Below are 22,294 nucleotides of genomic sequence, written 5' to 3' on the forward strand. Positions count from 1 at the left end.
TCGGATGGGTGGGTCCGGTCAGCCCTTGACACTGTCGATGCGAACGGGCGCGCTGGTCGCGACCGAGTGGTTGGCGGCCTCCATGAGGCGCGTCAGGTCGAGACCGAGTTCGACGTTGGCGGTGGGCCGGGTGCCCTTCTCGATGTGGTCGACCCACTGGTCGAACGCCGACGGCTGGTCGGCTGGGACCGGAAGCTCGACCCAGCGCTCCCCACCCTCGTGGGCGGGGCTGCGGACGAGCAGCCTGTCGTCGGGCGTTCCGTAGAGCAGGCTGCCCTGCGTACCGTGCACCTCGATCGTGAACGGCGAGTACGTCGTGGCGAAACCGGCCTCGGCGACGCCGATCGCGCCACTGGGGTAGCTGAGCACCGCGACCGCGTTGTCCTCGACCTCGCGTCCGGTGACGTGGCCATAGGTCGCGCTCACCGACTCGGGGAGGCCGCCGAGGAACATCTGGGCGAGGTACATCGGGTGGCAGCCCAGGTCGATGAGGGCTCCTCCACCACACTGCTCGGCGTCGTAGAAGTGCGCCGGCAGCCACCCCTCGCCGACGGCGCCGCCATGCGAGAGGCGGGTACGGACCACCGCGATATCACCGAGGTGGCCGGCGTCGAGCACCTCGCGGATCGCCTGGGTGTAGCCGTGGTAGACGCGCGGCAGCGAAAGGATCAGCGCCACCCCGGCCCGGTCGACCTCGGCAAGGATCTCGTTGCACTCGCGGACGGTGAGGGCGAGCACCTTCTCCGTGAAGATGTGCTTGCCGGCGCGCGCCGCGGCGCCGATGACCTCGGGGTGGATGTTGGTCGGCGTGTCGACGATCACGCCGTCCACGTCGTCACGGGCGAGGACGTCGGCGAGGTCCTCGTGGAAGGGGACGCCGAGCTTCTCGGCCTCGACGCGTCCGCGGCCGGGGTCCTCGTCCCAGGCGGCGACGATCTCGGTGCCCGGGTGCTGCTGCGCCTGACGGGCGTACCCGCCGGCGTGGACGTGCCAGAAGCTGAGCATGGCGAGTCGAATCATCGATAACCATTCTGTGCGGAGTCGAGCACGGTCGTACGGTGCGACGGTTTCGTCCATTCTTTCCGGGGCGTCCCCGGACACGTCCAACCCCGATGCGGGAAACGGACCCTCAGTGGCCGGACGTGGCCAGACCGGGGAGACTCTGGGTGAATGGGCGCGACGGAGGGGAAGCTTCGCCCGGCCGGTGCGGTTGTCCTTCCGGGGACTTGTCGGTGGCCCCGACTAGCATGGCCAAGCCGTGCCGAATCACCCGCCGACCAATCGCCCCCGACCTTCTCGCCATGCCGCTGACCTGCACATTTAGCCGACAAGCAAGCCGACAAACACCGCTGCCGAGGACGGAACAGCCGACGTGTCCGACCAGTTGATCATCCGGGGTGCCCGCGAACACAACCTCAAGGACGTCTCCTTGGAGTTGCCGCGCGACGCCCTCATCGTCTTCACCGGCCTGTCCGGGTCGGGGAAGTCCAGTCTCGCCTTCGACACGATCTTCGCCGAGGGCCAGCGCCGCTACGTCGAGTCGCTGTCCGCCTACGCCCGGCAGTTCCTCGGCCAGATGGACAAGCCCGACGTCGACTTCATCGAAGGGCTCTCGCCCGCGGTCTCGATCGACCAGAAGTCGACCTCGCGCAACCCGCGGTCCACGGTCGGCACGATCACCGAGGTCTACGACTACCTCCGGCTGCTCTACGCGCGCATCGGTCACCCGCACTGCCCCGAGTGCGGCCGCCCGATCGCCCGGCAGACGCCGCAGCAGATCGTCGACCGGGTGCTCGAGTTCGAGGAGGGCACCCGCTTCCAGGTGCTCGCGCCGCTCGTGCGCGGTCGCAAGGGCGAATACGCCGACCTCTTCCGGCAGCTGACGACGCAGGGATACTCCCGGGTACGGGTCGACGGCGAGGTGTATCCGCTCGCGGAGGTCCCGAAGCTCGACAAGCAGCGCAAGCACACCATCGAGGTGGTGGTCGACCGGCTCGCCCTGAAGGGCTCCGCGAAGCGCCGGCTGACCGACTCGGTCGAGACGGCCCTACACCTGGGCGGCGGTCTGGTGACCCTCGACTTCGTCGACCTGCCCGAGACCGACCCGCAGCGGGAGCGGGTGTGGTCGGAGCACCTCTACTGTCCCTACGACGACCTGTCGTTCGAGGAGCTCGAGCCGCGGTCCTTCTCCTTCAACTCTCCCTACGGCGCGTGTCCGGAGTGCACCGGACTCGGCACCCGGATGGAGGTTGACCCCGACCTGGTGGTGCCCGACCCCACCAAGAGCCTGGACGAGGGTGCGCTCGCCCCGTGGGCGGGCGCGCACGTGTCCGACTACTTCAGCCGGCTGCTCGAGGCGCTGGCCACCACCATCGGCTTCCGCACCGACACGGCCTTCGAACGCCTGCCGGCCAAGATGCGGAAGGCGATCCTGCACGGCCACGCCGAGCAGGTGCACGTCCGCTACCGCAACCGCTACGGTCGCGAGCGCTCCTACTACACGACCTACGAGGGCGTCATCCCCTACGTCTCGCGCCGGCACGCCGAGGCGGAGTCCGACTCCAGTCGGGAGCGGTTCGAGGGCTACATGCGCGAGGTGCCGTGTCCCGCGTGCCGGGGGTCGCGGCTCAAGCCGATCTCGCTCGCGGTGACGATCGGCGAGAGGTCCGTCGCCGAGGTCTCTGCCATGCCGATCGGCGAGATCGCCGCGTTCCTGCGCGAGTTGGAGCTCAGCCCGCGGGAGCGGCAGATCGCCGAGCGGGTCGTCAAGGAGATCGGCGAGCGGCTGCGCTTCCTGCTCGACGTCGGTCTCGACTACCTCACCCTCGACCGCCCCTCGGGTTCGCTGTCGGGTGGCGAGGCCCAGCGCATTCGGCTGGCAACCCAGATCGGTTCCGGTCTCGTCGGCGTCCTCTACGTGCTCGACGAGCCGTCGATCGGCCTGCACCAACGCGACAACCACCGGCTGATCGAGACGCTGGTCCGGTTGCGTGACATCGGCAACACGCTCATCGTCGTCGAGCACGACGAAGACACCATCCGCGTCGCCGACTGGGTCGTCGACATCGGCCCGGGTGCGGGTGAGCACGGTGGCCAGGTGGTGCACACGGGTTCGGTCGCCGACCTGCTCGCGCATCCCGACTCGATGACCGGTGCCTACCTCTCCGGGCGGCGGACGATCCCGCTCCCCGACGTGCGTCGGCCGGTCACGCCGTCCCGGCAGATCACGGTGCACAAGGCGTGGGAGCACAACCTGCACGACGTGACGGTGTCCTTCCCACTCGGCACGTTCATCGCGGTCACCGGTGTCTCGGGGTCCGGCAAGTCCACGCTGGTCAACGACATCCTCTACACCGCGCTCGCGAAGCAGATCTACGGCGCGCGTGACGTCCCTGGGCACCACCAGAAGATCACCGGCACGGAGCACATCGACAAGGTGATCCACGTCGACCAGTCACCGATCGGGCGGACGCCGCGGTCCAACCCGGCCACCTACACCGGTGTCTTCGACCACATCCGCCGACTGTTCGCCGAGACGCCCGAGGCCAAGATCCGTGGCTACCTTCCCGGCCGGTTCTCCTTCAACGTCAAGGGTGGACGCTGCGAGGCCTGCTCCGGCGACGGCACGATCAAGATCGAGATGAACTTCCTGCCCGACGTCTACGTGCCGTGCGAGGTCTGCCACGGCGCCCGCTACAACCGGGAGACGCTGGAGGTCCACTACAAGAGCCGGACCATCGCCGAGGTCCTCGACATGCCGATCGAGGAGGCCCTGGAGTTCTTCGAGGCGATTCCGGCGATCTCGCGGCACCTGCGCACCCTCGTCGACGTCGGCCTCGGATACGTGCGGATGGGACAGTCCGCCCCGACGCTGTCCGGCGGTGAGGCACAGCGGGTGAAGCTCGCCTCGGAGCTGCAGAAGCGCTCGACCGGCCGCACTCTCTACGTCCTCGACGAGCCGACCACCGGCTTGCACTTCGAGGACATTCGCAAGCTCCTCGGGGTGCTTGGTCGGCTGGTCGACCAGGGCAACACCGTGATCGTCATCGAGCACAACCTCGACGTCATCAAGACCGCCGACTGGATCATCGACATGGGCCCGGAGGGTGGCAACCGGGGCGGCGAGGTGATCTCGGAGGGCACACCCGAAGACATCGCCGCGGACGAGGGAAGCTACACCGGCCAGTTCCTCCAGCACGTGCTGCCCGACTACGCCGAACGCAATACCAGAGTCGCGTCCGCACGCGGGTCCACCGGCGCGCCTCGGACCACCAAGTCGGCGACGCCCGCGGCGAAGGCGCCCGCGCGCAAGGGAACCGCGAAGAAGAGCGCGGCGAAGAAGAGCACCACGCGCAACGCGGCGGATGGTGGCAAGGCGTCCTCGGCCAGCGCCACCAAGAGCGCGGCGAGTCGAAAGAGCACCGCCAAGAAGACTGCCCGCAAGGCGGTCGCGAAGCGGGCGTAGGGCGTTGGTCAACCGGGGGACGATCACGAGAGGGAGCGGAGTCCGTCGCCGGCGGCGGCCGTCATCGCGGTCGCGGCCGGGTCACAAGCGGCCGTCGTGAGCGACGCGCGTGGTCGGTGGTCGTGATCGGTAGGTCGGTAGGGTCGACAGCATGAGCCAGCCCTTCGACACCGACATCACCGACCACCTGCTCTCGACCACGCGGGCCGTCCGCAAGCGGCTCGACCTCGAGCGGCCGGTCGAACGCGAGGTCCTCCTCGACTGCATCCGTATCGCCACGCAGGCGCCGTCGGGCAGCAACGCCCAGGGCTGGCGCTTCGTGATCGTGACGGACCCTGACAAGCGGGCACGGATGGCGGAGCTGTACCGCGCGGGTGGCGCGCCGTACATGAAGTGGGCCAGCGAGAACTCCCCGGCCGACGAGCAGGCCGCCCGCGTCATGGGCTCGGCCCGACACCTTGTCGAGATCATCGATCAGGTGCCCGTGCTGGTGGTCCCGTGCATCGAGGGTCGGGTCACCGACATCCGGCATGCAGCGGCGTTCTTCGGCTCCATCCACCCGGCCATCTGGAGCTTCCAGCTCGCGCTCCGCTCCCGGGGGCTGGGGTCGGTCTGGACGACGTTCCACCTGCAGCACGAGGAGGAGGCCGCCGAACTGCTCGGCATCCCGGCGGACGTGACCCAGGCGGCGCTGCTCCCGGTCGCCTACACCATCGGCACCGACTTCAGGCCGGCCAAGCGCCGCCCGGTCGAGGAGATCACCTTCTGGGACTCGTGGGGCCACACGGTCGACTGACCCCTCGACCGTCGCGGCGGTCGTCCGGACGGCTCGTTCCACCAGAGCGGGGCGACACGGCATCGGTCGTTGCCAGGCGATCGCGGAGCGTGAAAGGGTGCTCGACGTGTCCGAGCACCCCGGGTTCGTCTCACCCGTCGCCTGAGAGGGGCCCGCATGCCACTCTTCACGCCCGACCCGACGTTCTATCCCTCGCCGCGTGACGCGACCGCCGCTCCGTCGGAGAAGCTCGCCTACGTCGCGGCCTTCGCTCGGCCGGCCGACCGTCCGGACGCCCTCGTCGTCCTCGACGTGGACGACGCCTCACCGTCCTACGGCCAGGTGGTCGGCTGGACCGACATGCCCAACCTCGGCGACGAGTTGCACCACTTCGGATGGAACGCCTGCAGCAGTGCGCTGTGCCCGTCCGCGGCCCATCCCCACGTCGAGCGTCGCTATCTCCTCGTCCCGGGCCTGCGCTCCTCCCGGATCCACGTGCTCGACGTGAAGGAGGACCCGAGCAGCCCCAAGCTCGTCAAGGTGTTGGAGGCCGAGGAACTCGGCAAGCGGGCCGGATACTCCCGCCCGCACACCGTGCACTGCGGCACCGACGGAATCTACGTCTCCGCGCTCGGTGGCTACGGCGGGGATGGCCCGGGTGGCGTCGCGGTGCTCGACCACACGACGTTCGAGGTCCGCGGGCCGTGGGAGAAGGATCGAGGCGACCAGTACCTCGCATACGACTTCTGGTGGCACATCACCCGGGACGTGATGGTGACCAGCGAGTGGGGCACGCCGTCGATGATCGAGGACGGACTCCGGCCCGAGTTGCTGCTCGCCAACAAGTACGGCCACCGGCTGCACTTCTGGGACCTGCGCAGGCGCCGCAACGTCCAGACGGTCGACCTCGGTGAGCAGTACCAGATGGCGCTGGAGCTTCGCCCCGCGCACGATCCCACCAAGGAGTACGGCTTCCTCGGCGTCGTGGTCAGTACGCAGGACCTGTCCGCGTCGGTCTGGCTGTGGCACCGCGACGGGACGGAGTTCGCCGTACGGAAGGTGATCGACATTCCGGCCGAGCCCGCCGACGCGGCCGATCTGCCGCCCGCGCTCCAACCCTTCGGTGCCGTACCCCCGCTGGTGACCGACATCGACCTGTCCGTCGACGACCGGTTCCTCTACGTCTCCGCCTGGGGCACCGGGGAACTGCTGCAGTACGACGTCTCCGACCCGTTCCAGCCGAGGCAGACCGGATCGGTCCGGCTCGGCGGGATCGTCGCGCGGCGAGCACATCCCGCCGCGCCGGACCTCGCCCTGGCCGGGGGACCGCAGATGGTGGAGGTCAGTCGTGACGGCCGCCGGGTATACGTCTCCAACTCGCTCTACGGCGCGTGGGACGACCAGTTCTACCCCGACGGCGTAGGCGCCTGGGTGGCGCGGCTCGACGTCGACCCGGCCGCCGGCGGCATGACGGCGGACCCGCGGTTCTTCCCGCACGGAGACGACTTTCGTGGTCTGCGCGTCCACCAGATCCGCCTCCAGGGCGGAGACGCCTCCTCCGACTCCTACTGCTTCCCCTGATGGGGCTCGGCGCGACCCTCGCGCTGGTCGGGCTGGGCGCCTTCCACGGTCTCAACCCCGGGATGGGCTGGTTGTTCGCGGTGGCGATCGGCCTGCAGGAACGCAGTCGCACGGCGATGGCGCGGGCACTCCTGCCCATCGCCGCCGGCCACTTCGCGTCGATCACCGTGGTGGCCGTCGCGGTGGCGGTCGGCGCGTCCACCTGGACGACCCGCGCGGTCGCCATCCTCGGCGGCGTACTGCTGGTCGCGCTCGGGATGTGGCAGTTGCTCTCGAAGCGCCACTTCCGCTGGGTCGGTATGCGGCTGAACGCGTGGCAGCTGGCCGGCTGGTCGTTCCTGATGGCATCGGTCCACGGAGCGGGGCTGATGCTGGTACCGGTGCTCACCTCCGGAGGAAGGTCAGGTCCCAGTCACGCTCCGGGCGCGCCGACGTCGACCGGAACGGGCATCGGTGGTGCGGCGTTGAACGGCGTCCTCGCGGCCGGCATCCACACCGTCGCCATGGTCGTGGTCGGCGGGTTGATCGCCTTCGTGGTGTACGAGTTCCTCGGCGTCGCCATCCTGCGGACCGCGTGGATCAACCTCGACGGCATCTGGGCGGTCGTGCTGCTCGCCGCGGGTTCGATCACCGTGGTGGTCGCGCTGGCCTGACGTCGGCCGGCGCCGAGGATCCTCGGGTCGGTGTGCCGGAGAGGTCTGTCCGGTGATGGCCGGGTTTGGGGGCCCGAAATGGGAACGATTTCGGCAGATGGCCGGCTGCGGCATTCGTCCCGCGATATGACCGTTGGTTGGCGCTGCACTGGGCACATACGCCGCGTAGGGGTAGTCCTGAGGTATCCGAGCTGAACTTCGGTGGAGGTTGCGATGATCGAGACCGATCTACTGGTCGTCGGTGCGGGCCCGACGGGCCTCTATGCCGCCTACTACGCCGGCTTCCGCGGTCTCACGGTGACGCTCATGGACTCCCTGCCCGAGCCCGGCGGCCAGGTCACCGCGCTGTACCCGGAGAAGCTCATCTTCGACGTCGCCGGCCTTCCCCAGGTCAAGGGGCAGGACCTGGTTGACAACCTCGTCGCGCAGGCCGCCCAGTCCAAGCCGGACTACATCCTCGGTCACCGCGCGGAGAAGCTGGAGCAGCGCGGTGACCGGGTGCGGGTCGAGTCCGACCAGGGCCTGGAGGTGCTCGCCGCCGCGGTCCTGATCACCGCGGGCATCGGCACGTTCAGCCCGCGGGAGGTGCCCGTCGGTCAGGAGTACGAGGGTCGCGGCCTCCGCTACTTCGTCCCCAAGCTCGACGAGTTGTCCGGCCTCGACGTCCTGATCGTCGGCGGCGGCGACTCCGCGCTGGACTGGGCGTCCAGCCTCGAACCCCTCGCCCGCTCCGTGACGCTCATCCACCGCCGGACACGATTCCGCGCCCACGAGCGGAGCGTCGAACGTCTGCTGCAGTCCCGGGTCCGGCTCCTGACCCCCTGGGAGCTGCACCGGGTGTTCGGCGAGGGTCAGATCGACGGTGTGGAGATCATCAACAACGCCACGCAGGAGCGCGCCGCCCTCGAGGTCCAGGCCGTCGTCGCGGCGCTGGGCTTCGTGGCCGACCTCGGCCCGATGACCCGGTGGGGGCTCGAACAGCGCGCCCGGCACATCGTCGTCGACTCGGCCATGCGCACGAACCTCCCGCGGGTCTTCGCCGCGGGCGACATCGTGGACTACGAGGGCAAGGTGAAGTTGATCGCCACCGGATTCGGTGAGGCGGCGACGGCGATCAACAACGCCGTTCCGATCATCCGGCCGGGGGCGAAGGTGTTCCCCGGCCACTCCAGCGACGTCGGTTGACCGCCCGCTCGCTCACGCGTCCGATCGTTCGACCTTCTCGACGCGTCCGGTGGCCACGGACCGTGCCGCGGCCTCGGCCAGGGCGAGGCTGCCGAGGTTGCGCCGACCGGAACTCTCCGGCTCCTCGCCCGCCTCGACGGCGCGCGCGAACTCCGCGAGTGAACCGGCCCGCCCGACGTAGGGCACCTTCACCAACGTGACCGGCTCGGATTGCCGGCCGCTCTCGGTCCGCCGGGTGACCTCCACGACGTCGGAGGTGGCGTCGCCGGCCGGACCGTCACGGCCGGTCCAGTAGATCTCGCCCTCCTCACACTCGAGGTGCCACCGCCCGGACCAGGCTGTGGGCTCGCCCGAGCTCACCCAACTGCCGCGGTAGCTCAGCACGCTCCCGCCGTCGAAGGTCACGGTGAGAACGGCCGACCCCTCCTCGCGGAACCTGCTCCACGGCGGGTCGCTGGCCTGCGCGTAGACCTGGACGGGCTCCTGGCCGAGCACCAACCGCATCAGGTCGAAGTGGTGGATCGCCATGTCGTACAGCAGGGGATGCAGCAGCTGGTAGTGCCGGTGGTTGTCGGCCGGGGCGTTGTTGGCCCACTTCCGGAAGTCGACGTGTACGGTGCCGAGCCCGCCGAGGGCGCGCTCGGCGACCAGCGTCGCGGCGGTGCGGGCGGCGGGGTAGAAGCGGTAGTTCTGGCTCACCATGACGGTGAGGTTCTGCTCCTCCGCCGCGCTGACCACCTCACGCGCGTCGCTCAGGGTCGGCGCGAACGGCTTCTCCACCAGCACGTGCTTGCCCGCGCGCAGGGCCTGGATCGACAGGGGCGCGTGCGCGGCCAGCGTCGCGGTGACGAGGACCGCGTCGGCCTCCACCCGCTCGATCGCCTCGTCCAGGCTGGTGAAGCACTGGGACTCCTCCAGGCCGAGACGTTGGCGTGCCCTGGCCAGGGTCGCCGGGTCGGCGTCGACGATCGCGACGCGTTCGACTGTCGGAACCTTCGGCACGACGTTGACGGACCAGTCGCCGCCCCAGCCGCCGAGGCCTACGTGGATCAACCGCAATGCCACCGTGGCGCTCCCCGCTTCGATAGGGGCCGTGAGCGCTTCGCTCGCTCCGGCACCTACGAGCCTGGGCGACGGAACCCGGGCTCGGCGAGTGGATGCCCGATGATGGCCACCCAGCAAGCACCGTCAGGTGCTGCGGACCCGTAGGGCGGCCCCGCGGCCCGCGGCCCGCGGTCTGAGGCGCTCGGCGGTCTGTGGCGGTCAGCCGGCGTAGGCCGCGAGCACCCGGAGCGCCTGGAGGGTGACCACGCCCCGCCATTCGCGCTCGGCGGTCGATCCGGGCGCCTCCCAGGTGATCGGCCAGCCGCCGTCTGCCTGCTGGCCGGCAGCAAGCACCTCGAGATGGGCGTCGACGTCCGCGTCGGCGAAGAAGCGTCGGCGCGGACTGTCGGGCGAGGGCGCGAAGTGCAACGGCGTGAGTCCGTAGTCGTCGGAGGGGCGAGGCTGGAAGAACGCGAGCCTGTCGAGCCGGGAACACAGCGCGGCGTGGGCCGATTCGGCCCGATCCCGATCCGGGTCGGTCTCGAGGAAGCGCAGGACGCACAGGGCGGTGTGCGCGTCCTCCACACCGTCCGGCGCCTCGATCCGGTCCCAGCAGAACTTGGCCGCGGGCTCGATCCAGGCAGCCTCGATGCCGAACGCGCGGAACCGAGCGACCAGGGCTGCGGTGGGGTTGAGACCGGCGGGAGCGTCGCAGTCTCCCCAGTGCGCCGCGCGGGGGTGCTTCGCCGCGCTCGGGAGCAGGATCGGGACGGCGCCCTCGGGCGTCACCACGCCGGCGAGGAACGACGACGCCCCACCGAGGAGGTCCTGTGCGGCGGCCGTGACCTCGGCGCGGGCCTCGACGGCCAGCGAGTCGAGCACGTCGCTCGCGAAGTCGAGGAAGAGCGGCTGGCTGCCAGGGGCGCGAACGTCGGGCTCGAGCCCGTGCCCCAGCCCGCCGTCGGCGTTGCGGTGGGCCGCCAGTGCCGCGACCACGGCGGGGACGGCGGACATGTCGTGGTCGAGGTGGACCTCTGCCAGCCGGCGTTCGAGCAGTCGGCCCTCGGATCGGATGAAGGCACGGGCGCGGTCGACGTCGACCACGGGCGTCACTGGGGTCGTCATGCCAGAACGCTAGGAGAGCGCACCGACATCTCGCTTGGACAGATCGGTCACCTGCCGCGCAGCAGCCTGCTGGGCGGTGCGCCGGCCAGGTCGTTGCAGTCGCGCGCGAGGTGGGACTGGTCGGCGTAGCCCGACCGGGCGGCGAGGTCGGCGAGGGCGAGGTCGGGGGCGGTCCGGGCGAGCCGGCGGACGCGTAACAGTCGCGCGACCCTGAGGAAGGTCGCGGGGCCGTAGCCGACAGCGGCCGTGAAGCGCCGCCGGAACTGTCGTTCACCGACGCCGAGGTCGGCCGTGAGCGCGTCGGTGACCCGGGGGCCGGCGGTCAGCAGCCGACGGACCGCGACGTCGACCTGCCGGTCGGGTGCGTCGGTCTCGGCCCGGGCCAGTCGGGCCGAGACCAGGGCGGTGAGGTGGCTCGGGTCGGCGGCCAGTCTCGCGGCGACGCTGGCGCCGGCCGGACCCCACAGGTCGGCCAGATCCACCCGGCGATCGCGCAGCTCACTCGCCGGGACGCCGAGAATCCGAGCCGCCCGGCCGGTCCGGAACCGCAGCCCGTACACGGGCAGTCCGACCGGGAGCGAGGACGTCCAGGGCCCCGTGTCGGGTCCGGCGACGAACGCCCTGTCCGGTGTCACCACGATGTCGAGACAGCCGTCGGGGAGGATCGTGCCGTCCCATCCGAAGGACGACCACCACAGGCACCGCACGTCCTCGGCGAGTGCCGCGGGCGGAGCGATCTCCGCGTACGTCGTACTCACCCGGCCACGGTATAACCGACCACCCCCGGCGCCGTTCGACCAAGGTCGCCGCGGTGTCAGGGCGGCCGGGGAGGGGCCGGCGGGCCGGGCCGACCCGCGCATGCCGGGTCGAAGTACGTATGCACGACACTGTCCCCATGGCATTTCGCCGGATGACCGGACTCACCGGCCGCTCCCGCGCGTCGGACGCACGGACGAAGGCCGACGCGCTCGCCGCCCTCGGCGGTGAGGGATGTGCCGTCTGCCGGATTCGACTCGACACCGGCAAGCGGTGGTTCTTCTCCTACGAGAACGACAGCCGGGTCGACCTCGGCCTCCGGGAACGGCTGGAACGCTCGTTCGGCTTCTGCGCCCCACACACACGGCAACTGCTCGACTCCGGAGCGGCCACGTCCTGGCTGGCGCGCTGGGTCTTCGCCGACGTGGCGAGGTCGGCGGTCCGGGCCCTTGCCGCGCCGGCGCCGCCGGTGCCTGGTGCGTGCCCGGCGTGCGAGGCGACCGAACAGGGCGAGCTGGACGCGGTGGTGACGCTCGCGACGGGATTGAACGAGCCGGAGGTTCGAGAGCTCCTGCTCGCCGGCGACGGCTTCTGTCTCACGCACGGCCGGGCGGTTCTGGAGCGCACCGGCCCCGAGGCCGCCCGGGTGATCGCCGGCATGCTGGACGAGCGACTCGGCAAGGATCCGGTCACCGCGCGTGACGTCCTGATCGGCGTCGACCCGGACGTCGTACGACGCCGGCGGGGGCGCGAGCGGCTCGCCGAGGGGGTGCTCACGGCGGAGGAGTCGGCCCGGCTCGCCCGCCCGCTCGGCGACGTCGACCTCGTACTCGACTGGCCGTGCTGCCCGCTGTGCGCGGCGGCCCAGCGGGTCGAGTGGCGCTACCTGCGGTGGTTGGTGGGGCTGCCCGCCGCGGAGGCGGGGGAGTTGCGCGGTGCGGCGACCCTGTGCACGACCCATCTCGCCGACCTCACGAGCAGTCGCGTCACCACGGGCGACATGGCGGGCGTCGAACTCACCGAGGACGGCCTGCTCGCTTCGGTCGGGAGCGTCATCGAGCATGTGGGCGGTCTGTGGCGTACCGACCTGCAGACCTTCCTCCGCAAGGTGGTGGACGGTTCCTCGGCCGGAGCGTCCCGCACCGCGGCGGGCGACGTCGGTCGCTGGATCCGGTGTCACCTGTGCGACCTTCGGGACGCGGCGGTCGAACGTGAGCGGCGCCTGCTGACCCTGGTGGCTGCTGATCCGGCCTACGGCGAACGGCTCGGCCACGCGCACGGTGTCTGCCTGCGGCACGGACTCGCGGGTGAGCTCGCGCCCGCCTGGCGGCACCTGCTCGCGGCGCGGATCGGGCTGTTGTCGTACGAGGTCGACGAGGCCGAACGCAAGGCGGCCTGGGAGGCACGGTGGGAGGTCCGCGGTACGGAGATGGCGGTGTGGCGGCGAGCCCCGTACCTGCTGGACGGCTTCGTCCTCGGCCCCGTCGCACCGGGCATGCCGGAGGGCGACGGCGACTGACCGGGCAGCGACAGGCCGGCCAGCGACTGACAGGCCTGAGCGTCAGGCCGGCGAGGCGGCAGCGCCACGCAAGGCGGGCTTGACGGCGGTGACGCGAATCCGCCGGTAGTCGGCCCACCAGGATCCGTCCCGGTACAACACGGGTCGCAGGCGGGTCGCGAGCTCGGCGAGGAAGCCGTCCACGTCGGGAACACCGACCAGCAGGTGCGCGCAGAACATCGTGAGCCAGTTGGCGAGCCCGTCCTCGCCGACGAGCTGGGTCGGCCGGTCGAACAGCCAGGCGCCGCTCACCTCCAGGCCCACCGCCTCGAGCATGGCGGCGTAGACACCGATGGTCGGGAAGAACCACGGGCTCTGCGCGGGTGCCAGTCCGAGGTCCTTGCGCAGGGTCTGCGCGCCGTCGGCGATCGTCGCGATGTTGCCGGCGCCGCCGAACTCTGCGACGAACCGCCCACCAGGTGCCAGGGCACGGGCGATCGAGGAGGCGGCCGCGGGCGCCTCGCGGACCCAGTGCAGTGTGGCGTTGCTGAGCACGGCGTCAAACTCCGCGTCGAAGGGCAGATCGCGGACGTCGGCCACCCGCACCGGGAGGTCGGGAAACTTCTCCCGCGCCCGGCTGATCATGTCGGCACTCGCGTCCACCCCGGTCACCTCGACTCCGGCGGCTCGCAGCGAGGCGACGTGGTCGCCGGTGCCGCAGCCGACGTCGAGGACCCGCTCGCCCGGCCTGGCGTCGAGCAGGTCGATGACACCTGCTCCCAGCGCGGAGACGAAGCCGTGCTTGTCGTCGTACAGCGAGGCGTTCCAGGTCTGTGACGTCATGCGCGGCACGTTACTCGTGCTTGCTCAGAATTCGAGACCCGAGTCTCGACATATGGACAGACGGTTAAGGTGGGGGAGCGCGAGGGACACCTGGCGATCGTCGGCGAGCAGCGACAGGTCCCGCCAACCGACCTGCCGGATCACCCGGGCGTCGGCGGCGAGTTCCGGGTCGAAACCCTTCTCCGGTCGCGCGTCAGGCGAGACCTCGACCAGGAAGCACGTCTCCAGTACGTCGCGGTCGTCGACGGAGCGATACGCCCGCTCGTACAACACCGGACCCACGGTGCCGGCGAGCCGCGTCTCCTCCGCGACCTCGCGCAGCACCGCCTGGGCGGGCGTCTCTCCAGCCTCCACCCCACCGCCGGGCAGGGTCCAGAACTCGCGCCGCTCCTCGACATGACGCACCATCAGAACTCGCGTGCCGCGCAGGATCACCGCGCACACCCGTACGACAACAGGTCGCCTCATCGGCTGATCGTGTCAGGCGGCAGCTCATCCGGGCCAGATGGCGTGGCCCAGGGCGAAGCCCAGGAACGCCGCGGCCAGGCCGGCGCCGAGACTGCCCCCGACGTTCGCCGACGCGGACCGGAACGCCCCGCTCTCGAGGAGCCGCAGGGTCTCGAAACTGAACGTGGAGTAGGTCGTGAACGCTCCGCAGAAACCTGTCCCGAGCAGGGTGTAGAGCGTCGGGCCCAGTGCACCGGTCAGGCTGCCCGACCACAGGAAGCCGAGCACGAGGCAGCCGAGGACGTTGACGAGCAGCGTGCCCCACGGGAACGTCGAGCCGATCCGGTTCTGCACCAGCCGGTCCAGGTGGTAGCGCAGCGGCGCGCCCACGACCGCTCCGAGCGCGACGGCGAGCACTGGGCTCATGCCTGGCGCCCGACGTAGCGGACGACCTCGACGTCCTCGACGATGACCAGGCCGCCGTTGACCAGGAGTTCGTCGAGGCCGGGGAGGAAGGCCTCGATCCGCTCCGCGACGTCGACGATGATCACGGTGAGGGGGAGATCCTCCGACAGGCTGAGGAACCTGCCGGTGTGCAGACGCCGGGACGCGCCGTATCCCTCGATGCCACGGATCACCGTCGCCCCCGCGAGGCCAGCCTCCCGGGCCCGGGCGACGATCTCGGCGTAGACGGGCCGGTGCTGCCAGAGGTCGTCCTCGTCGACGAAGACGCTCAGCCGTTTGGCCGGACCCTCGATCGGATTCATCCGCGTCACCCCGTCCCAGGCCGATGGTCGTCCTGATGATCTTTCAGATGGTCGTTCCGCGCTCGTTCTGCCGGACCTCTCGGGTACGCGTGGAGGACGAGGCGAGTGAGGTGGGCGCCGAGCCAGACGGCGACGAGGGCGGCGGCGAGGGTCCCGAACAGGTACGCGAGTCCGGTGGCCGCCGCGCCGTCACGGAACAGGCCCAGGGAGTCGACCGCGTAGGTCGAGAACGTCGTGAAGCCGCCGAGAACACCCACACCGAAGAACGGCCGCAGCAGCCGGTGTGGCTTGGGTGCCTCCAGTAGCAACGCCATCAGAACGCCGATCAGGGCGCAGCCCACCGCGTTGATCAGGAACGTCGACCACGGAAAGGCGTGCGTACCGTGCGGGATCAGCACCGAGAGGGCGTAACGGGCGAGCGCGCCGAGAACACCACCCACGGCGATCGCCGCCGTGGTGTCGAATCCCCGTAGCCGCTGAAGCGGTGTCGCGGCCGTGCGGCCGGTGCCGGATCCGGTGCTCTGTGCCGCCATGGTTCCTCCCATTGCGCGTCGACCGTCGTGCGCAACAGGGACCGTTGGCGGCGTCGTTGCCGCGGTTGTGGTCCGGCGAGCCCCACCGCCGGTCAGCCCGGACCCGGGCCCCGAACCGCTTCAGGATACGTGAGCGCCGACCAGCGCCTGACGGCAGCGCTGGTCGGCGCGTTGGGTTCGGCGGGGTTGGTTCGGTCCTCGCCGGGCGGGCGCGGTCAGCGGCGCCAGAGGACGGCCGTGGGCTGGTCGGCGGTGAGGGTCATGTCCCCGGACCAAGTGAGGAACGACGGCTGCGGCAGGTAGTCGGTGCCGAGGAGGAAGCCGCGCTGGATTCCCGTCACGTGGACGGCCGCGCCGGAGTCCGTTCCGACGACCACCCGGCGGGCGGTGATCTCCGCGATGTCGTCCTGCGTCGTACCGGCCGGAAGTTCGACGGTCGTCGCGGCCGGGTCGTCGCGCTGGAGCGACCGGGTGGGATCGACGTGGTGGGAGAGGTAGACCGTCTCACCGGAGGTGAGGCGAACGCCGAGCGCGACACCGACCCACGAGGAGCCGGTGTTGGCGCCCTCCGTCGTCTTCTTCACCACAGCGTAGAGGTAGTTGCGCTGGTCGCTGACCTCCGGCGTGTCGGGAGCGTTCGGCGCGGCCGCCTCGATCTTGCCCTCACGGATGAGCTCCTTGGCCATCACGAGGTAGGTCCAGGGGTTGGCGTCCATGACCGCTTCGCGGGCCTGGTCGGCCGGGCGCGTCTCCAGGGTGGAGAGGAAGAACCGCATCGGGTCGTCCACCTGGTCGCAGAGGTTGTTGTTGGACGTGCAGGTCTGCAGCTTGGCGTGGTCACCCTCGTACCCGCCCTTGAACTGCAACGTCGCGTGGTTGGGCGCCTGGTAGGTGTCGCTGCCCGCCACCCGCTCGCCGTTCGCGTCGAGCTCGACGGCGTAGATCCACTCGATGTCCGTCGTCCGTCCCCATCGGGCCATCAGAGCGGGTGTGTTGGTGCCACCGTCCTCGTTGCTCCAGATGACGGAGTAGGTGATCCGGACGTGGCCGGGCTTCGACCCTGGTCCGGTCTCGTGCCAGGCGATGAGCGGGGTGTCGGTGGTGGCGTTCTGGTAGGCGTCACCGAACTCCGCCATGTTGCGGCCGTACAGGATCGGCGCGAAGCGCAGGGCGGAGTACTCCGGGTCGTTGCGGGCGTACGTCTCGACCTGCAGGTCCGACGCCACGACGCTCTTCGCGCCCGCCGCCGAGGACGCGTCGGCGTAGCGGAGTTCGAGGGTGTGGGGGCCGCGGCGCAGCTGACCGAGGGCCACCTGGTGGGCGGAGGGCGCGTCGCCGGTGACAACGACGTCGGTGGCGTAGCGGCGATCGACATACACCGAGACGACCGCCGACTCCTTGCCCTCCACCGCCCAGTCCGTGCCCGGCGCGGCGACGGTCAGGTCCAGGAGTGCTTCGCCGGTCGAGTCGGCACGGACGTGCAGCCGCTGAGTCGGGCGGTCGCGCTCGACGACGATCGGAGCGCTCGGGCGGGCCTTGGCCTGGACCGGCTCCGCCGCGGCGGGCACGGCGGTCGCCACGGTGGGAACGACGAGGGTGAGTGCGGCGGCGGCGATTGCCGCTGCCGAGACGCCGGTACGGCGGACGCGCATGGATTCCTCCCCAGAGGTCGGCGAGTTCCCCACCCTGGTGGAAAGGTCCGGAGTGCGCAGGTAGCTCGGGAGGAACTTCTGACCAACAGCCGTCGGCGGAGCCGGGGAAAGCACCGGCACGATGCGCTGAAGGTCGGGTGCGGGTGAGGCGGTCCGCGACCTAGGCCTGATGGCGGAGAAGAGCTTCGGTCAAATTCCGGATAGGTGTGCGAGGGTCCTGGCTATTAGCGTGACTCCTCGTGAACGTCTCGAAGACCCCGTCATCCGGAGAAGTCAGGACCGAGCCCGACGACCAGACAGCGAAGGAGGGTAAGCCGGGAGACGGCGGAGCGGGCGTCCTCAGCCCGACCTACCGTCCGCTCACCATCGGCATCGTCGCCCTCGTCCTGCTGGTGGCCTTCGAGGGGATGGCCGTCGGTACGGCGATGCCGGTGGCCGTCGCCGACCTGCACGGTCTGGAGTTCTACGCGTGGGGCTTCTCCGGCTTCATGACGGCGAGCATGTTCGCGACCGTGCTGTCCGGCGAACTCTGCGACCGGGTTGGTCCGCGGCTTCCGTTCCTGACCGGAGTGGGATTCTTCGCCGTTGGTCTGGTCGTGGCCGGCGCGGCGCCCTCGATGGTGCTGTTCGTGCTCGGCCGGATGATCCAGGGCCTCGGTGGCGGTGCCGTCGTCGTCGCGCTGTACGTCATCGTCGGGCGCGCGTTCCCGCAGGCGCTTCGGCCCCGGGTGTTCGCCGCGATCTCCAGCGCCTGGGTGCTGCCCTCGATCGTTGGACCGGTGATCGCGGGCACCATCACCGAGCACGCGTCCTGGCGGTGGGTGTTCCTCGGCCTGGTGCCGTTCGCGCTGGTGCCCATCGTCCTGGTGCTGCCGCGCATGGGCGGGTTGCCGACGGTGGAGCCCGCCCCGCGCCGGGCGGGTCGCAAGCGTCGTGCGCTCGGTGCCGCGCTCGGGATCGGGCTGCTGCAGTACGCCGGGCAGGAGCGGACCTGGTGGAGCCTGCTCCTCGTGGTGGTGGGCGTACTCGCCCTCGTCGTGAGCCTGCCCCGACTGCTGCCGCCAGGCACGCTCCGGTTCGCCCGTGGTCTGCCCAGCGTGGTCGCCATGCGCGGCATCTTCGCCGGCTCCTTCTTCGGCGCCCAGTCGTTCGTGCCCCTCATGCTCATCGAGCACCGAGGTCTGTCGGCCACCCTCGCGGGGATCGCCCTCACTGTCGGCTCGCTCGGCTGGAGCACGGGCTCGTGGTGGCAGAGCCGGCCCAGCCTGCGGATGACCCGTACGCGACTGGTGGAGACGGGTGCCATCTTCCTCACCGCCGGTCTGGCCCTGTGGCTGATCAGCGTCATCCCCGCCGTACCCGTCTGGGTGGCGGTGCCCGGCTGCGTGGTGGCCGGACTCGGCATGGGCCTCGCGACGGCCAGCCTGTCCGTCCTGCTGCTCGGCTACTCCCGCCCCGAGGAGCACGGAGCCGCCGGTGCGGCCGCCCAGATGTCGGACTCCTTCGGAAACGTCGCGCTCGTCGGCCTCGGCGGGGTGATCTTCGCGGCGCTCCATCAGAGCGCGCATCCAGCCGTTGTCTTCGGGGCGATCTTCGCGTCCATGATCGTGGTCGCCGGCGCCGGGACGATCCTGGCGCCCCGGGTCCGGGCCGACGTGGCCCCCGCCGGTGGCCTCCCGTCGGTCGCGAACACCGGCGCCGACTGACCGGGCCGGTCGCGAAAATCGGGAGCAGACCGAGGGTTTCGGACGGCGGCGCGTCCGTGCACGCGGGGCCGACGGCTGAAGCCGCGAGGGGGAGGAGCGCATCCTCCCCTTCGCGGGGTTCGGCCCACTCGACCGGTTGCTTCCGATCCTTCGTCGGTAGTCCCCCGAAGGTTCGTCGTCGGGCTGCCAGCCGCTGACTCCCCGTGTCATCGTGGGGTGACCGGGGGGTTGGCGATGAGGCTGATGACGGCAGTGCGCTTTGCCGCGGCAGCTGTCGTGGTGTCGCTCGTTCCGGGCGTGTCCAGCCTGCCGTACCGCGACAACGCGTCGGCCTATCCGTCCGACGGCACCAGCAACGGCACCCGCACCGAACTCGTGCCGGGCGAGCCGATCGGTGGGGGAGGGCACGGCGGGTCGGACAACGGCGAGTTCGGGATTCCCGCGATCCTCGTGCAGGCCTACCGTGGCGCCGCGCTCCGGCTGGCGTCCTCGACCCCGGGCTGCCGGCTCACCTGGCAGATGCTCGCCGGTGTCGGGAAGGTCGAGACCGACCATGCCCAGGGCGGTGCCGTCGACTACCGGGGTACGACACTTCGCCCTATCCTCGGACCGGTCCTCGACGGGAAGCGGTACGTCGCCGTCGCGGACACCGACGACGGTCGGATCGACGGCGACACCGCCTGGGACCGTGCCGTCGGGCCGATGCAGTTCATTCCGGGTTCGTGGGAGCGCTACACCGCCGACGGCAACAACGACGGTCTGTCCGACATCAACAACGTGTACGACGCGTCGCTCGCGACGGCGACGTACCTGTGCGCCGGTGGACGGAACCTCTCCAGCCGGATGGACCTCGCGGCCGCGGCCTACAGCTACAACAACTCCGCGTCGTACGTGCAGTCGGTGCTGTCGTGGATCGACGCCTACACCGCGGGCAGGTCGGAGCCGCTGCCCGGTGGGGATCAGAACCTGCTCGCGGGCGGTCCGATCCTGCCCACGCCCGAACCCACAGGAGCATCGACGACGCAGCCGACGCCGGGGGCGTCGCCTGGGCCCGGAACGCCTGCTCCGGGTACACCCGCGCCGACGCCTGGTGCGCCGACGCCTGGTGCGCCGCCGCCTGGTGCGCCGACGCCTGGTGCGCCGACGCCGGGGGCGTCGCCTGGGCCCGGAACGCCTGCTCCGGGTACACCCGCGCCCACGCCTGGGCTGACGTCGGGACCGACGGCACCTCCGTCGAGTACGCCCGTACCGACGCCCGCGACGCCCGGAACGGCGACACCTACGCCCAGTCCGGCGCCCACGGATCCGGCGCCGACTGAGACGCCAGATCCAGCTCCATCACCGACCGCGGAACCGGAGCCGACCGCGGAACCGGAGCCGACCGTGGAACCGGAGCCGACCGCGGAACCGGAGCCGACTGAGACGCCAGATCCAGCTCCATCACCGACCGCGGAACCGGAGCCGACCGCGGAACCGGAGCCGACCACGGAACCGGAGCCGACTGTCGAACCGGAGCCGACTGTCGAACCCGAGCCGACCGAGCCGCCGACACCAACCGACACACCCACGCCTTCGAGCACGCCCACGCCCACGCCCACGCCGACGCCGACGCCGACGACGCCTCCGGCAACTCCCACACCCACGCCCACCTGTCCGCCGCGGGTACCGCCGTCGCCGAAGCCCAGCGCCAGCGCGACGCCCGCACCCACGCCGACGCCCGGGGTGACGTCCTCGCCCACACCGCGAAAGCCGACGCCATCCCCCTCGAGCAGCACCTCGCCGGAACCGTCGCCGACGAACGCACCGCCGCCCTCGTCCACGCCGGAGCCGACCGCACCGACGGGCGCCGCGCACTCCACGAGCACCCCGACGCCCGCGCCGGAGCCCGGCCCTTCGGCCTGCCCCAGGCCATCCGCGTCCGCGACGCGAGCGTCAGGCTCGTGAGGCGGCCATGGACCGTCGCTCAGGGGGTCCGGTTGCGGACGTCGTTGATCACCTTCTGCATGGCTCTCAACTCCTGCGGCGGACCCGCGAACCGGACCATGACGTGCCGGTTGTTCGGTCCACCAGGGGTGGAGGGGAACACGTGACTCATCGCGACGGAGACCTGCGTCGAGCCCTCGAAGTCCACGGTCACTTCGGAGTACTCCGTCACCGAGTCGATGCGTTGCCAGGTTCTGGACGCCACGGAGGCCTGATCCCGGACCTGGGTCCGCTCGACCTCACCGCACGGAGCTGGACAGGTGGTCACGTCGATGAGACCGCCGGGCCCCTCCTCCACCAGTCCGGCGTTCGCGTAGACCTGGTCCAGGCACGCCACCCGGAGCACCCCCGGCGGGCCGGTGTCGACGGGCAGGCAGTCCCAGGACGCGGGTGTCCGGAAGTCGAAGGGCAGATCGTTGACGTCCTGGAGGGCGGTGGGTTCGTTCTCGCCGAACGTCGGACCCACGACGAGCCCGTTCTGGCCGTCGAGCTCGGTGGGCTGGGGGGCGGGGATCGAGGCCAGCGGAGACCTGGTGGGGGCCGGTATGGCAGGCGGCAGCGAGGTGGGCAGGGAGGGCAGCCCCGGGAAGGACAGGGTCGGTTCGGGTATCGGGATCGTGAAGTCGGTCGACCCTGGGAGGGGCGGGGGAGGCACGGTCAGCTCGAACTCGGGCGTCGGTGTGGACCCGCCGGCGCTGGTCTCGCCCTTCTTCGTCGTGAAGAAGCCGCCGATGACGAACGCACCTCCCACGACCACCGCGAGGGCGGTCACCACGGCGACGGCCAGGATCGCCAGCGAGCGGGAGGAGTTCGCCGGCCGCACGCCTGCCTGCGCGGCGAGGGGGACCGGTCGGGGTGCGTCGCCGTCGCTCCCGGGCGTGCCGGGAGTCAGGTGTGGCCCCGTCCCGGGCACCTGGCCCGGTCCAGCGCCGGTTCCGTCGACGACTGGCATCGCCGCGGCGCCGGCGAGCAGGCGGAGTGCCGGGTCGACCGCGTTGCCGGCGTGCGCCGTGGCCACCCACGGAACCGGCGCACGGAGGCCCGCGGTGAGTACCCTGCCAGGCTCGCGGACGGCGAGGTTGTCGACCTCGCGCCCGAACCGGTCCCGGACGGCTGGGTCGGCGGCCGCTCCCGCATGGAGCACGGTGAGGACGCCTGGACGTCCCTGAGCGTCGTATCCGAGAAACACCGTGCCAGCGCTGTGCCAGGCGAGTCTCTCTCGCAGCGTGAACGGTCCAAGCGCGCTCGGATCACCTGGTCGAAGCGGCTCTGTCATCCGTA

General features: G+C 70.9%; 19 protein-coding genes. 8 read left to right on the forward strand and 11 right to left on the reverse strand.

What is annotated here, in order from left to right; translation table 11 throughout:
* Nucleotides 1–18 precede the first annotated feature (18 nt).
* A complete protein-coding gene (locus HEB94_RS30345; protein WP_192753045.1) occupies nucleotides 19–1,020 on the reverse strand; it encodes a Gfo/Idh/MocA family protein in 1,002 nt (333 codons plus the stop codon).
* Nucleotides 1,021–1,372: 352 nt separating this feature from the next.
* Here HEB94_RS30345 and uvrA point away from each other — a divergent pair, with 352 nt between their 5' ends.
* The 5 genes from uvrA (at nucleotide 1,373) to HEB94_RS30370 (ending at nucleotide 8,659) form a co-directional block, all read left to right on the forward strand.
* Nucleotides 1,373–4,465, forward strand: coding sequence for an excinuclease ABC subunit UvrA (gene uvrA / locus HEB94_RS30350; RefSeq protein ID WP_192753046.1), 3,093 nt, complete (start codon nucleotides 1,373–1,375; stop codon nucleotides 4,463–4,465).
* Between the two features lie 151 nt (nucleotides 4,466–4,616).
* Entirely contained in the window at nucleotides 4,617–5,261 is a 645-nt protein-coding gene (locus tag HEB94_RS30355; RefSeq protein ID WP_192753047.1) for a nitroreductase family protein, read from the forward strand.
* A 156-nt stretch (nucleotides 5,262–5,417) separates the two neighbouring features.
* Entirely contained in the window at nucleotides 5,418–6,821 is a 1,404-nt protein-coding gene (locus tag HEB94_RS30360) for a selenium-binding protein SBP56-related protein (protein ID WP_192753048.1), read from the forward strand.
* Nucleotides 6,821–7,474 carry a hypothetical protein gene (locus tag HEB94_RS30365; protein ID WP_192753049.1) on the forward strand — a complete coding sequence of 218 codons (654 nt, stop codon included), beginning with the start codon at nucleotides 6,821–6,823 and terminating at the stop codon, nucleotides 7,472–7,474. Before HEB94_RS30360 ends, HEB94_RS30365 begins: the two co-directional genes overlap by 1 nt.
* A gap of 213 nt (nucleotides 7,475–7,687) precedes the next feature.
* Complete coding sequence (locus tag HEB94_RS30370; protein ID WP_192753050.1) at nucleotides 7,688–8,659, forward strand: NAD(P)/FAD-dependent oxidoreductase; 972 nt, start codon at nucleotides 7,688–7,690, stop codon at nucleotides 8,657–8,659.
* A gap of 12 nt (nucleotides 8,660–8,671) precedes the next feature.
* On the opposite strand, the gene HEB94_RS30375 is transcribed toward HEB94_RS30370, so the two are convergent.
* The 3 genes from HEB94_RS30375 to HEB94_RS30385 form a co-directional block, all read right to left on the reverse strand.
* Nucleotides 8,672–9,724: a Gfo/Idh/MocA family oxidoreductase gene (locus HEB94_RS30375; RefSeq protein WP_192753051.1), complete on the reverse strand. Its 1,053-nt coding sequence runs from the start codon at nucleotides 9,722–9,724 to the stop codon at nucleotides 8,672–8,674.
* Between the two features lie 198 nt (nucleotides 9,725–9,922).
* A complete protein-coding gene (locus HEB94_RS30380; protein ID WP_192753052.1) occupies nucleotides 9,923–10,828 on the reverse strand; it encodes a hypothetical protein in 906 nt (301 codons plus the stop codon).
* Nucleotides 10,829–10,875: 47 nt separating this feature from the next.
* Nucleotides 10,876–11,586, reverse strand: coding sequence for a helix-turn-helix domain-containing protein (locus HEB94_RS30385; RefSeq protein ID WP_202896640.1), 711 nt, complete (start codon nucleotides 11,584–11,586; stop codon nucleotides 10,876–10,878).
* 137 nt (nucleotides 11,587–11,723) lie between these two features.
* Here HEB94_RS30385 and HEB94_RS30390 point away from each other — a divergent pair, with 137 nt between their 5' ends.
* Entirely contained in the window at nucleotides 11,724–13,103 is a 1,380-nt protein-coding gene (locus HEB94_RS30390; protein ID WP_192753054.1) for a hypothetical protein, read from the forward strand.
* A 42-nt stretch (nucleotides 13,104–13,145) separates the two neighbouring features.
* Here the strand turns inward: HEB94_RS30390 and HEB94_RS30395 are convergent, their stop codons facing one another.
* The 6 genes from HEB94_RS30395 to HEB94_RS30420 form a co-directional block, all read right to left on the reverse strand.
* The gene (locus HEB94_RS30395) at nucleotides 13,146–13,925 is read right to left on the reverse strand and encodes a class I SAM-dependent methyltransferase (protein ID WP_192753055.1); all 780 of its coding nucleotides are present in this window, start codon (nucleotides 13,923–13,925) and stop codon (nucleotides 13,146–13,148) included.
* A gap of 24 nt (nucleotides 13,926–13,949) precedes the next feature.
* Nucleotides 13,950–14,393, reverse strand: coding sequence for an NUDIX domain-containing protein (locus HEB94_RS30400; protein ID WP_192753056.1), 444 nt, complete (start codon nucleotides 14,391–14,393; stop codon nucleotides 13,950–13,952).
* 24 nt (nucleotides 14,394–14,417) lie between these two features.
* Nucleotides 14,418–14,798: a fluoride efflux transporter CrcB gene (gene crcB / locus HEB94_RS30405; RefSeq protein ID WP_192753057.1), complete on the reverse strand. Its 381-nt coding sequence runs from the start codon at nucleotides 14,796–14,798 to the stop codon at nucleotides 14,418–14,420.
* Complete coding sequence (locus HEB94_RS30410; RefSeq protein ID WP_192753058.1) at nucleotides 14,795–15,139, reverse strand: DUF190 domain-containing protein; 345 nt, start codon at nucleotides 15,137–15,139, stop codon at nucleotides 14,795–14,797. The genes crcB (HEB94_RS30405) and HEB94_RS30410 overlap by 4 nt, the downstream gene beginning before the upstream one ends.
* Before the next feature lie 5 nt (nucleotides 15,140–15,144).
* A complete protein-coding gene (gene crcB / locus HEB94_RS30415; RefSeq protein WP_192753059.1) occupies nucleotides 15,145–15,672 on the reverse strand; it encodes a fluoride efflux transporter CrcB in 528 nt (175 codons plus the stop codon).
* Nucleotides 15,673–15,887: 215 nt separating this feature from the next.
* Entirely contained in the window at nucleotides 15,888–17,324 is a 1,437-nt protein-coding gene (locus tag HEB94_RS30420; protein ID WP_192753060.1) for a hypothetical protein, read from the reverse strand.
* A 239-nt stretch (nucleotides 17,325–17,563) separates the two neighbouring features.
* Here HEB94_RS30420 and HEB94_RS30425 point away from each other — a divergent pair, with 239 nt between their 5' ends.
* A complete protein-coding gene (locus HEB94_RS30425; protein ID WP_192753061.1) occupies nucleotides 17,564–19,030 on the forward strand; it encodes an MFS transporter in 1,467 nt (488 codons plus the stop codon).
* 243 nt (nucleotides 19,031–19,273) lie between these two features.
* Nucleotides 19,274–20,974: a lytic transglycosylase domain-containing protein gene (locus tag HEB94_RS52810; RefSeq protein WP_192753062.1), complete on the forward strand. Its 1,701-nt coding sequence runs from the start codon at nucleotides 19,274–19,276 to the stop codon at nucleotides 20,972–20,974.
* A gap of 19 nt (nucleotides 20,975–20,993) precedes the next feature.
* Here the strand turns inward: HEB94_RS52810 and HEB94_RS30435 are convergent, their stop codons facing one another.
* A complete protein-coding gene (locus tag HEB94_RS30435) occupies nucleotides 20,994–22,289 on the reverse strand; it encodes a hypothetical protein (RefSeq protein WP_192753063.1) in 1,296 nt (431 codons plus the stop codon).
* Nucleotides 22,290–22,294 lie beyond the last annotated feature (5 nt).

The sequence above is a fragment of the Actinopolymorpha pittospori genome, from assembly GCF_014873875.1.
Taxonomy (GTDB): Bacteria; Actinomycetota; Actinomycetes; order Propionibacteriales; family Actinopolymorphaceae; genus Actinopolymorpha; species Actinopolymorpha pittospori.

Bases quoted from the DNA above. Each gene is read 5' to 3' on its own strand.
- HEB94_RS30370 (WP_192753050.1), top strand. From the start codon at position 7,688: ATGATCGAGACCGATCTACTGGTCGTCGGTGCGGGCCCGACGGGCCTC.
- crcB (WP_192753057.1), bottom strand. From the start codon at position 14,798: ATGAGCCCAGTGCTCGCCGTCGCGCTCGGAGCGGTCGTGGGCGCGCCG.
- HEB94_RS30410 (WP_192753058.1), bottom strand. From the start codon at position 15,139: ATGAATCCGATCGAGGGTCCGGCCAAACGGCTGAGCGTCTTCGTCGAC.
- HEB94_RS30390 (WP_192753054.1), top strand. From the start codon at position 11,724: ATGGCATTTCGCCGGATGACCGGACTCACCGGCCGCTCCCGCGCGTCG.
- HEB94_RS30365 (WP_192753049.1), top strand. From the start codon at position 6,821: ATGGGGCTCGGCGCGACCCTCGCGCTGGTCGGGCTGGGCGCCTTCCAC.
- HEB94_RS30345 (WP_192753045.1), bottom strand. From the start codon at position 1,020: ATGATTCGACTCGCCATGCTCAGCTTCTGGCACGTCCACGCCGGCGGG.
- HEB94_RS30355 (WP_192753047.1), top strand. From the start codon at position 4,617: ATGAGCCAGCCCTTCGACACCGACATCACCGACCACCTGCTCTCGACC.
- HEB94_RS30380 (WP_192753052.1), bottom strand. From the start codon at position 10,828: ATGACGACCCCAGTGACGCCCGTGGTCGACGTCGACCGCGCCCGTGCC.
- HEB94_RS30400 (WP_192753056.1), bottom strand. From the start codon at position 14,393: ATGAGGCGACCTGTTGTCGTACGGGTGTGCGCGGTGATCCTGCGCGGC.
- HEB94_RS30435 (WP_192753063.1), bottom strand. From the start codon at position 22,289: ATGACAGAGCCGCTTCGACCAGGTGATCCGAGCGCGCTTGGACCGTTC.
- HEB94_RS52810 (WP_192753062.1), top strand. From the start codon at position 19,274: ATGACGGCAGTGCGCTTTGCCGCGGCAGCTGTCGTGGTGTCGCTCGTT.
- crcB (WP_192753059.1), bottom strand. From the start codon at position 15,672: ATGGCGGCACAGAGCACCGGATCCGGCACCGGCCGCACGGCCGCGACA.
- HEB94_RS30420 (WP_192753060.1), bottom strand. From the start codon at position 17,324: ATGCGCGTCCGCCGTACCGGCGTCTCGGCAGCGGCAATCGCCGCCGCC.
- HEB94_RS30395 (WP_192753055.1), bottom strand. From the start codon at position 13,925: ATGACGTCACAGACCTGGAACGCCTCGCTGTACGACGACAAGCACGGC.
- HEB94_RS30360 (WP_192753048.1), top strand. From the start codon at position 5,418: ATGCCACTCTTCACGCCCGACCCGACGTTCTATCCCTCGCCGCGTGAC.